Genomic DNA, 14,358 nt, shown 5'->3' with positions numbered 1-14,358 from the left:
CTGCAATAGCTAATGAAAGGTTAAGGCTGCCATCCGGCCGCGGGCATCTGCTGGCTGGCGCAATGGAACCCGCCCCCGCCCGCAAGCACGGCATCGCCCGGCAGGCCGATCGTTGCGCGGTCGGGGAATAGTTCGGCCACGGCTGCCACGCCTTCGGCATCATGCGGGCTGCCGAAGGTCGGCACAACGACGAGATGGCTGGTGATCGCGAAATTGGCGTAGCTCGCGGGTTCGACATGGTCGCCGCTGGTGACCAGCCCGGGCGAGGGGATCTGCTTCACGGTCACGCCCACTGCTTCGGCGCGCGCCTTGGCATCGGCGTAGATCGCGGCATTGGGATCGTCCTTGCCGGTGGCGCGCGGCAAACACAGCGTGTTGGGCGCCACGAAGCGCGCGAGATTGTCGACATGGCCATCGGTGTGGTCGTTGATCAGCCCTTCGCCGAGCCACAGCACGCGCGTGAAACCGAGATCGCGCCGCAACCGGGCCTCGATCTCTTCGCGCGACAGCTGCGGGTTGCGATTCGGATTGAGCAGGCACTGTTCGGTCGTGACCACCAGCCCCGTGCCGTCGCCGTCGATCGCCCCGCCTTCGAGGATCCAGTCCGCCACGTCGAGTGGTAGCCCCGCATCCGCGGCGAGTTGGGCGCCGACCGTCTGGTCGCCGTCCATCAGATATTTGCCGCCCCAGCCGTTGAAACCGAACCGCCGCGCAGCGCGGTTGCCCGATCCGTCGCACAGCACCAGCGGACCCGTGTCGCGCAGCCAGACATCGCCGTAGTTGCGCCGTTCGAGCGTGACGGCGCCCGAAACCAGCTGGCGCGCGCGTGCCTCGTTGGCGGCGTCGCGGACCAGCAGGCGGACCTCCTGTCCGCTCTCGGCCACTGCATTGGCGAAGGCCGCGATCTGCTCCTGCGCGCGCGGGAGCACTGCGGGCCATTCGTCGGCGTCATGCGGAAACCCGATCCACAGCCAGTCCTGCGGTGCCCATTCGGGCGGCATGCGCAACGTCATGGACCGGTTCTCCCGCTCGGCAGGCTCAGGCGGCGCAGCCAGCGCCTTCGGCGGCGCAATCCTCGTCGCGCGTGCCCTTGAACTCGTCGCCCTCGTTCCAGTTGGGCCAGCTGGTCGAATCGGCCAGCATGCGCCCGATGCGGTAGAACAGCGCGAGATCGCTCATCACGCCCGACCAGTTCCAGTTCGGATCGTATTCGTCCTTGGGCCCGTGATAGCGGTTTTCGCGATAATCGGCGGCCACGGCGGCGCCCGCTTCGGTTCCTCCCTCGATCAGGTCCTCACCGCCATCGAGATACAGCATCGGCACGCCGCGCTTGGCGAAGGCGAAATGGTCCGAACGATAGTAATAGCCCGCTTCGGGGTTGGGGTTGGGCGTGGTGACGCGGTCATCGTTCATCAGCGCCTTGTCGAGGAACAGGTCGAGCTGCGACTTGCCCGGTCCGACCACGGTCACGTCCTTCGCCGCGCCCGCCATCAGGAAGGCATCCATGTTGATCCCCCCAACCGTCCGGTTGAGCGGAAACACCGGATTGGCGGCGTAATAGTCCGCGCCCAGCAGGCCCGATTCCTCGGCGGTCACCGCAAGGAAGACGAGGCTACGCTTGGCCGGACCGGCCTTGGCATGCGCTTCGGCCAATGCGACCAGCGCGGCGGTGCCGGTGGCGTTGTCGACCGCGCCATTGCAGATGTCGTCGCCATCGGGTGCCGGCGTACAGCGGCCGAGATGGTCCCAGTGCGCGGTGTGCATCACATATTCGTCTGCGCGCTCGCTGCCCGGCAGCATCCCGATCACGTTCTGCGAGGCGAAGGTGCGGATATCGTTGCGGAAGCTGGTCGAGGCGGTGAGACCAAGCGGGACCGCGGTAAAGTCTTTCTCACGCGCGGCGGCCGACAGTTCGCCGAGGTCCTTGCCCGCGGCGCCGAAGATATTCTCCGCGACCGCTTTCTGCACCCAGCCGTTCAACTGCGTCATCGGCGGCGGATTGTCGCCGCGCGAAGCATAGGCCTGCGGGCCCGACCAGCTGCTTTCGACCACGTTCCAGCCATAGGCCGCCGGCGCGGTGTCGTGGATGATGATCGCACCCGCCGCGCCCTGGCGGCTGGCTTCCTCGTATTTATAGGTCCAGCGGCCATAGAAGGTCATCGCCTTGCCGTTGAACGGACCCTCGAGCGTTTCCGCGCCGAAATCGGGATCGTTGACGAGGATGACCGCCGTCTTGCCTGCCATGTCGAGCCCGGCATAGTCGTTCCAGCCCTTCTCGGGGGCGTTGATGCCATAGCCGACGAAGACCAGTTCGCTGTCCTCGAGCGTGGTCTGGACATCCTCGCGATAGGTCACTCCGACCCAGTCGCTGGCATAGGCCAGTTCCATCGCCTCGCCTTCGCCGCCCGCAATCGTCAGCGGGGCGTAATTCTTGCCGGTGATCTCGACCAGCGGGACATCCTGCACCCAGCTGCCGTTATTGCCCGGCTCGAGGCCTGCCTTCTCGAATTCCTCGATCAGATAGGCGACGGTCTTTTCCTCGCCCGGCGTACCCGGCGCACGGCCTTCGAATTCGTCCGAGGACAGCCGCTCGGTGACCCGCTTCATCGTTTCTTCGGACAGCGTGCCGTCGGCGACTTCGGGCAGGTCGAGCCCGGCGTCCGCGCCTGCATCGGGGTCCAGCCCCATGTCGCAGGCGGACAGCACCAGCGCCGCGCTCGCGGCAAGGATGAAGCGTTTCATCGCGGAGGTTCCTCTTCTCACATCTCGCATTGCGCGCGCTTGTGTCAGCATGGCGGGACGAGGGCAAGCTTGCGCGGGCGCGCAGGCGGCGGCAGGGATGCCGGCGATGGCTGCCGACTGGACCTCCGCTCTCAACCGCGCCCGCGACCATGCGCCCTTCCTTGCGCGCGCGCTGGAGCGCCGACCCGACTTGGCCCGGATGCTGGCCGAGGGCGCGGGCGAAGAGGCGCTGCTGGCGGCCAAGCAGGTCACGGAAGCCGATGTGGCAACGGCGCTGCGACGCGAACGCTTGGGTCTGGCGCTGGTCTTGGCGGTGGGCGACCTCGCGGGGGCCTTCGATCTCGAGAAGGTCATGCGCGAGCTGTCGACCTTTGCCGACCGCGCGCTGCATGCGGCGCTCGCGGCGGCGATTCGCAAGCGCATGCCCGATGCCGAGCCTGCGGGAATGATCGGCCTCGCGCTTGGCAAGCATGGGGCGGGCGAGCTCAACTATTCCTCCGACATCGACCCCATCCTGCTCTACGAGCCCGAGCAGCTACCACGGCGCGAGCGGGACGAACCGGGCGAGGCGGCCCAGCGCTATGCGCGCGAAACGGTGCGGCTGCTGTCGGATGTCACCAGCGAAGGCTACGTCTTCCGGGTCGATCTGCGCCTGCGTCCGGCAGCCGAAGTCAGTCCGCTGGCGATCTCGCTCGACTCGGCCATCACGCATTACGAAAGTTCGGCGCTGGCGTGGGAGCGCGCGGCGTTCATTCGTGCGCGGGCCTGTGCGGGCGACATCGGTGCAGGCGAGGCGTTCCTCGACCATATCCGCCCCTTCGTCTGGCGCCGCAGCCTCGACTTCGGCGCGATCGACGAGGTGCGCCGTCTGACCCACCGCATCCGCGACGAACAGCGCGGGCCCCGCTCGCCCGAGCCGGACTATAACCTCAAGCTGGGGCGCGGCGGTATTCGCGAGATCGAATTCTTCGCCCAGACGCATCAGTTGATCCATGGCGGGCGCGACCCCTCGCTGCGGGTCCGCGGAACGCGCGCGGCGCTCGATGCGCTAGCCGCGACCGGCCGGATATCCTCGGCGGATGCGCAAGCGCTGGGTCAAAGCTACGACGGTCTGCGGACGATCGAGCACCGGCTGCAGATGGTCGGCGACAAGCAGACGCATACGCTCCCTGCGGGGGAAGCGCTGGACACGGCCGCGCGGCTGCACGGACTGGATGGCGGCGCCGCGCTGATTGCGCTGGTGGAGGATCTCGCCCGCCCGGTCGCCGAACGGTTCGGTGCCCTGCTTGACGAGGACCGGATATCGGTCCCCAAGAGCGCGCCGCATGTCGTGGCGGACACCGGCGCCGCGCCCGACATCCCGGTCGAACTGGTCGAACGCATGAGCCAGTGGACCGGGGGGCGGTATCCGGCGCTGCGCAGCACCGCCGCGCTCAGCGCCTTCGAAGCGATCCGCCCCGACCTGCTGTCCTCGATCGCGGATTCGCCCGATCCCGCGGCTGCCGCAGTGCGCTGGGAAAGTCTGATCGCGCGCCTGCCCAGCGCGATCAACCTGTTCCGCCTGCTCGAAGCGCGCCCCGGCCTGTTTGCGCTGATTGCCGATTGCCTGACGCTCGCGCCGCCGCTGGCCGAGGATTTGGCGCAGCGCCCCGAACTGCTCGACGCGCTGATCGACCGTACAGCGCTCGACCTGCCGGGCAGTGTTGCCGAGCTCGCAGCGCACATGGGCCGGCGAGAACGCGGCGACGATTACGAGATGCAGCTCGACCGGCTGCGCGTGGTCACAGGCGAGACCCGCTTTGCGCTCGCCGTGCAACTGGTGGAGGCGGCGCATGATCCGCTGGCCATCGCTGCCGGGCTGGCGCGGACGGCAGAGGCCGCCTTGCAGGTCGCGGTAGCGGCGGCCGAGGAGGAGTTTGCCGCAAAGCATGGCCGGATCGCGGGCAGCGAGCTGGTCGTGGTCGGGCTGGGGCGGCTGGGCGGCGGGGTGCTGACTCATGCGTCCGATCTCGACATCGTCTACCTCTTCACCGGGACGCATGAAGGCGAATCGGATGGCGAGCGACCGCTTGGCGCAACGCTCTATTTTAATCGTCTCGCCCAGCGGGTTACCGCCGCGCTCAGTGTTCCGACCGCGCAGGGCGCGCTTTACGAAGTCGACACGAGGCTGCGACCGCAGGGCAATCAGGGACCGCTTGCGGCCAGCGTGGAGAGCTTTGCGCGCTACCAGCGCGAGGATGCCTGGACGTGGGAACATATGGCGCTCACCCGCGCACGGGTGCTGGTGGGGAGCGCTGCCGCGCGTGCCGAGGTCGGCGAATTGGTGACGTCGATCCTGTGCCGCGAACGCGATCCCGCTGGCCTGCGCAAAGACGTGCTCACGATGCGCGGCGAGATGGCGGCGCACAAATCGGCCAAGGGACCGCTCGATGCCAAGCTGCTGCGCGGCGGTCTCGTCGATATCGAATTCCTGGTGCACTACCTGCAATTGCGCGATCGTGCGGCGCTGGGGCCCGATCTTGGCCCGGTCATCGGCAAGCTCGTCGCCGCCGGAAAGCTTCCGCCGACGCTCGCCGATGCGCACCGCTTGATGACGCGGCTGCTGGTCGGTACGCGGCTGCTCGCGCCCGACCTGGCCCGCCCCAATCCCGCGGCCGCGGCGCTGCTGGCGCGGCAGAGCGGGTGCGGCGACTATGCGGACCTGACGCATTGCCTGCGTGCGGCGCGCCACGATGTTGCCGCGGCATGGCAGGATGTGTTCGGCGAAACCCTGGAGATGGACGAATGACCAAGACCTATGGCGAAGGCGATGCCTTTCCCGATTTCACCATGGAAACGCCTGATGGCGGCACGCTGACGAAGGCCGACCTGGCGGGAAAGAAGGCGGTGATCTTCTTCTATCCCAAGGACAACACCCCGGGCTGCACCACCGAGGCGAAGGATTTCTCCGCGCTCAAGCCCGAGTTCGACAAGGCGGGCGCGGCGCTGCTCGGGGTCAGCAAGGATTCGGCCAAGAAGCACCAGAACTTCATCGCCAAGCACGATCTCACCGTCGCGCTGGCAACCGACGCGGCCGAAGGCGGGCTTTCGGATACGCTCGGCGTATGGGGCGAGAAGCAGATGTATGGGAAAACCTTCATGGGGATGATCCGCTCGACCTATCTGCTCGACGAGAAGGGCCGGATCCTGCGCGTCTGGCCGAAGGTGAAGGTCAAGGGCCATGCGGAAGAGGTGCTCGCGGCGGTCCGCGGCGGCTGACGTGTCTCCTCGCCAGCATCGGTCTGCCGCGCTGGATTCAGGCGGCTGTCGGTGCGTGGCGCGCTGAACCGAGGGGCGGCAGCCCTCCGCCACGCTACGGCGCGCGAGGGCAGGTGATCCGGTGCGCAATGCGATTCGCCCGGCGAAGCGAAAAGCGGCCTACGAGGGCGCATGAAGCGCTAAGTCCATGAATCCACGGCACATATTCTCAAACGAATCATTGACCGGGCAATCGCCATTATTGCGTTCGGCCCGAAGCATTTTCACGGCCCTGGAACGCCGTTCAGGGGTAACCTACAGAAAATAAAGCGAAAAATCGCCGGGGCCGGGTCTCTTGGGAGTGGCAGGGGTAGCGGTAAACGACTCAACGCGTTTCGCAGGCAACCTGCCGCGCGGTTCCTGCGCAGCTATTGCTTGATTAACTTTTCTGCCGATAACCCAAACTCACAAGAAGCCGGGGGGTTCCGGCGCAGACTGAAAAGGGCGGAAACGGCCGGGACGCCGGGATCGCCAAAAATCGAACAGGCGCGCAAAGCGCCGGATGGACGGGTTAGCATGATCACCAAGCGCACTTCGCTTGTTCTCGCATTGATGGCTGGTTTCGGCATTGCCGCCGCTCCGGCCCATGCGCAGGAAACCAACGCCGCGGCCGCTGTCGGCGCGATCGACATGAGCAAGGTCACCGCACCCGCCCAGGCTGGCGACGACGCGCAGTTCCAGCAGCTGTTCGCCAAGTGGGACGAACTCGATCGTACGACCCCGGCCGCTGCCCGGGTTTCGGTCCCTTCGCGCATGCCGCTCGACGACACGCGGCTCACCAGCGATTACGGCATGCGGACCCACCCCGTGCTCGGCGGTCGCCGCAGCCACAAGGGTGTCGACCTGTCCGCGCCGACCGGTACGCCGATCTATGCAACTGCGGATGGTTACATCAGCAAGGCGGAATGGTTCTCGAGCTACGGCAAATATGTCTCGATCGAACACGGCGCGAACCTGCAGACCCGCTTCGCGCATATGTCGGATATCGCCGTGACTGCGGGGACCCGCGTCAAGAAGGGCGACATCATCGGCTACGTCGGCTCGACCGGCCGTTCGACCGGCCCGCACCTGCATTATGAAGTCCGCATCGACGGCAAGGCGGTCAACCCGGTTCCCTATATGGTCGAATCGGAAGCACAGCGCGCTTTCGCGCTCGCCACCGGCCAGGGCGGCCAGGGTGACGGCGAAGAATAAGATTTTAGCCCTTCAAGGGTCGCAAAAGAGGCGGTGGGAGCGATCCTGCCGCCTTTTTTCTTGCCCATGCGAGAGGCTTAGGTAGGTTTCTTCTCGAAACTGGACGAGTCCGCGGCAGAACGCCGGACCGGCAGACAGGAGAGAGAAGCCCATCATGCACCCCATTACCCATGCGCAGACGCGCCCCGACCATCCCGCGATGATCATGGCGGGCAGCGGCCAGACCGTGACCTTCGCGGAAATGGACGCCTATGCGAACCGCTTTGCGCAGTTGCTGCGGGCACGCGGGCTCAAGCGCGGCGACCATTTCGCAGTGCTGATGGAAAACAACGTCCATTACCTGCAAGCGGTGTGGGGGTCGCAGCGTGCGGGCACGATGATGGTGCCGATCTCGACCCGGCTGACCGCGCCCGAGATCTGCTACATCCTCAAGGATGCGGGAGCCAAGTTCCTGCTCACCAGCACGCGCTATGCCGAGGCAATCGAGGGCATCCGCGACGAATGCGCCGACCTGCCGCTGCTGATCGTCGATGGCGAGGGCGAGGAAGATTACGAAGCCGCGCTCGCCGCGCAGCCTGCCGAGCCGATCGCCGACCAGGCGCCGGGCCAGTACATGCTCTATTCCTCGGGCACCACCGGACGGCCCAAGGGGGTCAAGCCGGCGCCGCCCGAGGATGACGACATCCTCGCGACCAATCCGCTGATGGGCCTCGCGGTGATGGGCGCCGGCATGCCCGCCGATGGCAGCATGGTCTATCTCTCGCCCGCGCCGCTCTATCATGCCGCGCCGATTGGCTGGTGCACCACCGCGCAGCGGCTCGGCGGCACGGTCGTGGTGATGGAGAAGTTCGATCCCGAGCACGCGCTCGAGACGATCGAGAAATACAAGATCACCGACAGCCAGTGGGTGCCGACGCATTTCGTCCGCATGCTCAAGCTCGATCCCGAGGTGCGCACGCGCTACGACCTCTCCAGCCACCAGCGCGCGCTGCACGCCGCCGCGCCATGCCCAGTGCCGATCAAGCGCGAGATGATCGAATGGTGGGGACCGATCATCAACGAGTATTACGCCGGCTCCGAAGGCGTCGGCATGACGCTGATCAAGGCCGAGGACTGGCTGACCCATCCCGGCAGCGTCGGCAAGGCGATCCACGGCACGCTGCATGTCTGCGATGCCGAGGGGGAAGAGGTCCCCGCGGGCCAGGACGGATTGCTCTATTTCGAGAACGATCTCATCCCGACCTATCACAACGATCCCGAGAAAACGCGCGAAGCGATGCATCCCAAGGGCTGGATGACGCTGGGCGATATCGGCCATGTCGACGAGGACGGCTTCCTCTACCTCACCGATCGCAAGAGCCACATGATCATCTCGGGCGGGGTCAACATCTACCCGCAGGAGATCGAGAACCTGCTCGTGACGCATGACAAGGTGATGGACGCCGCGGTGATCGGCGCGCCCTGTCCCGATTTCGGCGAGAAGGTGGTCGCGGTGGTGCAGCCGATCGACATGGCCGAGGCGGGCGATGCGCTCGAGGCCGAATTGCGCGATTTCCTCGCTCCCAGCCTGTCCAAGACCAAGATGCCCAAGCTGTTCGACTTCCGCGCCCAGCTTCCGCGCGAGGCCAATGGCAAGCTGTACAAGCGCGAATTGCGCGACGAATTCCAGAAGGCGGCCGAACAGCAGACGGAGCAGGCGTGATGGCGGCGCAGGACCGGCCCCGGCTCGATCCGGCCATCGCCCGCGCGGTGATCGATCCGCAGAGCTATGCCGAATGGGACGGCCTGCTCGACACGTTCGACCGCCTGCGCGAGGATACCCCTGTCGCCTGGGTCGAGCCGGCCGACGATGCGGTCCACCCGCCGTTCTGGCTGGTCACGCGCTATGACGATGTGATGCGCATGTCGAAGGACAATGCGACCTTCCTCAACAACCCGCACAGCGTCGTCTTCAGCCTGACCGAGGGGATCGAGTTCGCCAAGGCGCTCACCGGCGGCAGCGAACACATGGTTGCCAGCCTCGTCACCTTCGATGCGCCGGTTCACATGAAGTACCGCAAGCTGACGCAGGAATGGTTCATGCCCAAGAACCTGCGCGGCGTGGAGGACGAGATCCGTGGCATCGCGCATGCCGCGGTCGACCGGCTGCTGGCAGGCGGCGGCGAGGCGGATTTCGTGAAGACCGTATCGGCGCCCTATCCGCTGCATGTGGTGATGCAGATCCTCGGCGTGCCCGAGGAAGACGAACCGCGCATGCTGACGCTCACGCAGCAGATGTTCGGCGGTAGCGACGAGGACCTCAACCAGTCGGGGATGAAGGACCTCCCGCCCGAGGCGATCACCCAGCTGGTGGCCGGCGCGGTCAAGGACTTCGAGGCCTATTTCGCCAAGCTCACTGCGCAGCGCCGGGCGAACCCCACCGCCGATGTCGCCAGCACCATCGCCAATGCGGTGGTCGACGGCGAACCGCTCAACGACCGCGACATGATGGGCTATTACATCATCCTTGCCGCGGCGGGGCACGACACCACCAGCGCCAGCACCGCGGGCGCGATGCTCGCACTGGCGCAGGATGCCGAGCAATGGGCGCGCGTACGCGCCGACCGCAGCTTGCTGCCCGGCATCGTCGAGGAAGCGATCCGCTGGACCACGCCGGTGCAGCACTTCATGCGCACTGCGGCCCAGGACACCGAGGTCGGCGGGCAGGCCATCGCCAAGGGCGACTGGCTGATGATGAACTATGTCGCCGCCAATCACGATCCGGCGCATTTCGACGACCCGCGCCGCTTCGACGCCGCGCGCAGCCCCAACCGCCACCTCGCCTTCGGCGCGGGCGCGCACCAGTGCCTCGGCCTGCATCTCGCCCGGCTCGAGATGCGCATCCTGTTCGAAGTGCTGCTCGACCGGATCGAGACGGTCGAACTGGCGGGCGAGCCCGCGCGGTCCAAATCGACCTTCGTCGGCGGGCTCAAGACGCTGCCGCTGCGCTTTACTGCGGCCTGACCGGCCGCACGGCGACCTGCGCCGCGCTGGACCGGCAATCGCGCAGTGAGAAAGCGTGACCTTCCGCTGCCTGCCGCCGCGAAGTGTGGGTACACGGGGTCGGTGCCGCGTCTGACTGTGACCTTCCGACCACCCAGTTCTGTGACCGCAAGCCGTCTCTGGCGACGGAACGCCCTTTGGTGAGGGTATGAAAGGGAGAGGAAAGAACGCAGCACCGGACGAAGGCTACCAAACGCCGGCGGTGTAGGAAAATCGCCCAGCCACGCAGTATGGGGCCCGGCGCTCCTGGCCGCCCGGCAGTCGCGCCGATAGCTGCGGCCCTCCAGTTCAAAGAGAGGGCGCGTAAAACCCCCGAACCAGGTTCAGGGTGACGATATCGCTCGAACGGCGGCTGCCGATGCGGCGGACCGGAAGCCTACTCCGCCAGCAATCGCTGCGCCATCGCGCGCACCTCGGCGCCCATGTCTTCGCGTTCGAGCGCCAGCGCCAGCGTCGCCTCGACGAAGCCGGTCTTGCTGCCGCAGTCGAAGCGGCGGCCGGCGAAGGTGGCGGCGTGGAAGGGCTGGTTGCCGATCATTTTCGCCATGGCGTCGGTCAGCTGGATTTCCCCGCCCGCGCCCTTGCCCTGGTCCTTGAGCACGCCCATCACTTCGGGCTGGAGGATGTAGCGGCCCGAGATGATCTTGTTCGACGGCGCCTCGTCGACCGGGGGTTTTTCGACCAGCCCGGTCACCTCGGTCAGCGTCTCGGACAGCTGGGCGCCCGGCGCGATGACGCCATAGCTCGACACTTCGTCATGCGGCACTTCGAGCACCGAGATCAGGTTGCCGCCGACCTCTTCATAGGCTTCGACCATCTGCTTCATGCAGCCGGTGCCGCCGCCCTTGGCCGCGACCATCAGCTCGTCGGGCAGGAGGATGGCGAAGGGATCGTCGCCGACGATCGCGCGCGCGCACCAGATCGCATGGCCCAGCCCCAGCGGCACCTGCTGGCGCACGGTAATGATATCGCCCGGCGTGGCGCGGGTGGGTTCGAGCACCGAGAGGTCCTTGCCGCGCTCTGCCATGGTGGTTTCGAGTTCGAAGGCGACGTCGAAATGCTCGACGATCGCGGTCTTGCCGCGGCCGGTGACGAAGATGATCTGCTCGATCCCCGCCTCGCGCGCCTCGTCCACCGCATACTGGATCAGCGGACGGTCGACGATCGGCAGCAATTCCTTGGGGATCGCCTTGGTCGCGGGGAGAAAGCGGGTTCCGAGACCGGCGACGGGAAACACCGCCTTCTTGATCGGTTTACGGGCTGACATCTGTGTTGCTCCTGCCTGTTTGCGCGGCCAATTTCGCGCGGGGGCGCACGCGATCGGCCGACGATACATCCGCTGGCGCGGCGCTGCGACGCTATCGTGACGCTTGCCAGCATGACGCGCGAGGGTAAAGCACGGTTCCATGGACAAACTGATCATTCGCGGCGGTAACCGCCTGTCGGGGACCATCCCCATTTCGGGCGCCAAGAACGCCGCGCTGACGCTGATACCCTGCGCGTTGCTGACCGAAGAGGCGCTGACGCTACGCAATTTGCCGCGGCTGGCGGATATCGACGGCTTCCAGCACTTGATGACGCAGTTCGGCGTCAGCCATACAATCCCCGGCAAGCGGCCCGAGGACTTCGGCCGCAATGTCACGCTCGAGGCGATGCGGATCACCAGTTCGGTCGCGCCCTACGATCTGGTGCGCAAGATGCGCGCCTCGATCCTCGTGCTCGGCCCGCTGCTCGCGCGCACCGGCGAGGCGACCGTATCGCTGCCCGGCGGCTGCGCGATCGGCAACCGTCCGATCGACCTCCACCTCAAGGCGCTCGAAGCCTTCGGCGCGCATATCGAACTGGCGCAGGGCTATGTGAAGGCGATGGCGCCCGACGGCGGGCTGCCCGGCGGCGAGTTCGACTTCCCCGTGGTCTCGGTCGGCGCGACCGAGAATGCGTTGATGGCGGCGGTGCTGTGCAAGGGCACCAGCCGGCTGGTCAACGCCGCGCGCGAGCCCGAGATCGTCGATCTGTGCAATTTGCTCACCGCGATGGGCGCGGAAATCGACGGGATCGGCACCTCCGAACTGACGATCCATGGCGTGCGCAAGCTGCACGGCGCAACCTACCGCGTGATGCCCGACCGGATCGAGGCGGGCTCCTATGCCTGCGCGGCGGCGATCACCGGCGGCGAAGTGCGGCTCGAGGGCGCGGATGCGGGCGACATGGGCTCGACGCTGCACGCTTTGCGCAACATCGGGGTCGAGATCGAGAGCGACAAGCACGGCATCGACGTGGCCGCGAACGGGCCGCTCAAGGCGCATAACCTCACCACCGCGCCTTTCCCGGGGCTGGCGACCGACATGCAGGCGCAGCTGATGAGCCTGCTGACCCGCGCCGAGGGCACCAGCGTGCTCAAGGAAACGATCTTCGAGAACCGCTTCATGCATGTGCCCGAACTGGCGCGGATGGGCGCGGATATCGAAACCGAGGGCCGCACGGCGATCGTGCGCGGTCCGGTGGACCTCACCGGCGCGGAAGTGATGGCGACCGATCTGCGCGCCTCGATGAGCCTGGTGATTGCGGGGCTTGCCGCGGCAGGCGAGACCACCGTGCGCCGTCTCTACCACCTCGACCGCGGTTATGAGCGGCTGGAAGAGAAGCTCCAGCTGGTCGGCGCAGATGTCGAACGGGTGGGCGACGAATGAGCGCTGGCTGACGGACCTTTCCGGCGATCCGCGCGTTGGGTCGCCAAGGAAGGAGTTCTCATATGTTACTCAAGCTCATGGCGCTCGGCGGTATCGGATATGCCGGTTATCGCTATCTCGAAAAGAACAAGTCCAAGGCGGCGTTTGCCGACAACCAGGGCGATGCATCGATCCGCGACGCAGGTCCCGAATCGATGCGCGACAAGCCCGACGGGACCTGGACCAAGGCCGACGAGGAAAGCGACGAAAGCTTTCCCGCGAGCGATCCGCCCGCAAATTACTGATCAGGCGGTTTGAACTGCCGAAGGGGCGGTTGGCGCAAGCCAGCCGCCCTTTTCATAGGTGACCAGCCAGATGCGAATCGCACCCGCCAGTCCCGGCGGGGTTTCGGCGCGGATTCGTTCGGCGTCGATCTGCGCGACCAGCGCGTTGATCGACTGGTTGCGCATCCGCGCCGCGGTGGTGAGCTTGTCCCAGAACAGCGGTTCGAGGCTGATCGAGGTACGGTGTCCGTCGATGCGGACCGAGTATTTCTTGGGGGGGTGGTAAGGGGGCATTTCCATAGGCCGCGCGCCCTACAACGCTCGGGCCGGGGCCGATACGATTTTTTTGGGGTGTGCGGTGAACCGTGCCGCGCCTAGGTTTCGGGCATGGCTGACGGCTATGACGCGCTTACCGAAAAGGAGAAGGAAACGCTGCGCCTGATGGCGCGGGGGCACGATGCCAAGTCGGCCGCGAACGCGCTATCGCGGTCGGTACACACGATCAACGAGCGGCTGCGCGCGGCGCGGCGGAAGCTGGCGGTCACCAGCAGCCGCGAGGCGGCACGGCTGGTGCTCGACCGCGAAGGCGGGCCCCACGAAAATCTTGCGGACAAGGATTTGGGGGGAGACCCGCGTGCCGGTTCGGATGATCAACCGGGCCGCAGGCGCAAGGGTGCCTGGCTAATCGGAGGAATCTGCATGTCCGTACTGACCGCAGCGCTGCTGCTCTTCACGCCCCTCGCCTCCGATGGCGGGAGCTCTCCCGATGCCGAAACCGCGGCGCGCGACGCAGCGGTCGAGTCTGCCGCGCGAAGCTGGCTCGCGCTTGGCGATGCCGGAAACTGGCAGGCGAGCTACGATGCGGCAGGCGATGGTTTCCGCTCGGCAAACAGCGTTGCGGGATGGGCCGCGGCGTCGGAGCAGGCCCGGGTTCCGCTGGGGGCCGTCGTTGCGCGCAATCTGGCGACGATCCGCTACCTCAACGCGCCGCCGCACGGCTATCAGGAAGTCACCTTCCATACGCGCTTCGCCAACAAGCCCGATGCGGTGGAGACGGTCACGCTGGTGAAGGAAGACGGCCAGTGGAAGGTCGTCGGTATCCTGATCGACTGAATCGACCGGGCACCGGG

Annotated in this window: 12 protein-coding genes; 8 read left to right on the top strand and 4 right to left on the bottom strand. The window is 66.5% G+C overall.

The window, feature by feature from the left end; all coding sequences use genetic code 11:
* Positions 1–20 precede the first annotated feature (20 nt).
* Positions 21–1,013, bottom strand: a complete 993-nt coding sequence (locus tag V6B15_RS12465) for an agmatine deiminase family protein (protein ID WP_334201460.1) — start codon at positions 1,011–1,013, stop codon at positions 21–23.
* A gap of 25 nt (positions 1,014–1,038) precedes the next feature.
* On the bottom strand, positions 1,039–2,742 hold the full coding sequence (locus tag V6B15_RS12460) for a M28 family metallopeptidase (protein WP_334201459.1): 1,704 nt from the start codon (positions 2,740–2,742) through the stop codon (positions 1,039–1,041).
* Positions 2,743–2,848: 106 nt separating this feature from the next.
* On the opposite strand from V6B15_RS12460, the gene glnE reads away from it, so the two are divergent.
* The 5 genes from glnE (at position 2,849) to V6B15_RS12435 (ending at position 10,236) form a co-directional block, all read left to right on the top strand.
* On the top strand, positions 2,849–5,530 hold the full coding sequence (glnE, locus tag V6B15_RS12455) for a bifunctional [glutamate--ammonia ligase]-adenylyl-L-tyrosine phosphorylase/[glutamate--ammonia-ligase] adenylyltransferase (RefSeq protein WP_334201458.1): 2,682 nt from the start codon (positions 2,849–2,851) through the stop codon (positions 5,528–5,530).
* Positions 5,527–6,000, top strand: a complete 474-nt coding sequence (locus V6B15_RS12450; protein ID WP_334201457.1) for a peroxiredoxin — start codon at positions 5,527–5,529, stop codon at positions 5,998–6,000. The genes glnE and V6B15_RS12450 overlap by 4 nt, the downstream gene beginning before the upstream one ends.
* Positions 6,001–6,555: 555 nt before the next feature.
* Complete coding sequence (locus tag V6B15_RS12445) at positions 6,556–7,233, top strand: M23 family metallopeptidase (RefSeq protein ID WP_334201456.1); 678 nt, start codon at positions 6,556–6,558, stop codon at positions 7,231–7,233.
* Between the two features lie 154 nt (positions 7,234–7,387).
* Positions 7,388–8,935 carry an acyl-CoA synthetase gene (locus tag V6B15_RS12440; protein WP_334201455.1) on the top strand — a complete coding sequence of 516 codons (1,548 nt, stop codon included), beginning with the start codon at positions 7,388–7,390 and terminating at the stop codon, positions 8,933–8,935.
* The gene (locus V6B15_RS12435; protein ID WP_334201710.1) at positions 8,935–10,236 is read left to right on the top strand and encodes a cytochrome P450; all 1,302 of its coding nucleotides are present in this window, start codon (positions 8,935–8,937) and stop codon (positions 10,234–10,236) included. Before V6B15_RS12440 ends, V6B15_RS12435 begins: the two co-directional genes overlap by 1 nt.
* A 415-nt stretch (positions 10,237–10,651) precedes the next feature.
* On the opposite strand, the gene V6B15_RS12430 is transcribed toward V6B15_RS12435, so the two are convergent.
* On the bottom strand, positions 10,652–11,542 hold the full coding sequence (locus V6B15_RS12430) for a UTP--glucose-1-phosphate uridylyltransferase (RefSeq protein WP_050601594.1): 891 nt from the start codon (positions 11,540–11,542) through the stop codon (positions 10,652–10,654).
* A gap of 139 nt (positions 11,543–11,681) precedes the next feature.
* Here V6B15_RS12430 and murA point away from each other — a divergent pair, with 139 nt between their 5' ends.
* Complete coding sequence (murA, locus tag V6B15_RS12425; protein WP_334201454.1) at positions 11,682–12,965, top strand: UDP-N-acetylglucosamine 1-carboxyvinyltransferase; 1,284 nt, start codon at positions 11,682–11,684, stop codon at positions 12,963–12,965.
* A gap of 62 nt (positions 12,966–13,027) precedes the next feature.
* On the top strand, positions 13,028–13,249 hold the full coding sequence (locus tag V6B15_RS12420) for a hypothetical protein (RefSeq protein ID WP_253521320.1): 222 nt from the start codon (positions 13,028–13,030) through the stop codon (positions 13,247–13,249).
* On the opposite strand, the gene V6B15_RS12415 is transcribed toward V6B15_RS12420, so the two are convergent.
* Complete coding sequence (locus V6B15_RS12415) at positions 13,250–13,528, bottom strand: ribbon-helix-helix domain-containing protein (RefSeq protein WP_318173607.1); 279 nt, start codon at positions 13,526–13,528, stop codon at positions 13,250–13,252. It lies immediately after the preceding gene.
* An 87-nt stretch (positions 13,529–13,615) separates the two neighbouring features.
* Between V6B15_RS12415 and V6B15_RS12410 the strand changes: the two genes are divergently transcribed.
* Positions 13,616–14,341, top strand: coding sequence for a helix-turn-helix domain-containing protein (locus V6B15_RS12410; protein ID WP_334201453.1), 726 nt, complete (start codon positions 13,616–13,618; stop codon positions 14,339–14,341).
* Positions 14,342–14,358 lie beyond the last annotated feature (17 nt).

The sequence above is a fragment of the Qipengyuania sp. Mu-71 genome (genome assembly GCF_036867055.1).
In the GTDB taxonomy this organism is placed as follows: domain Bacteria; phylum Pseudomonadota; class Alphaproteobacteria; order Sphingomonadales; family Sphingomonadaceae; genus Qipengyuania; species Qipengyuania profunda.
This window is presented reverse-complemented; position numbering and strand designations above follow the sequence as displayed.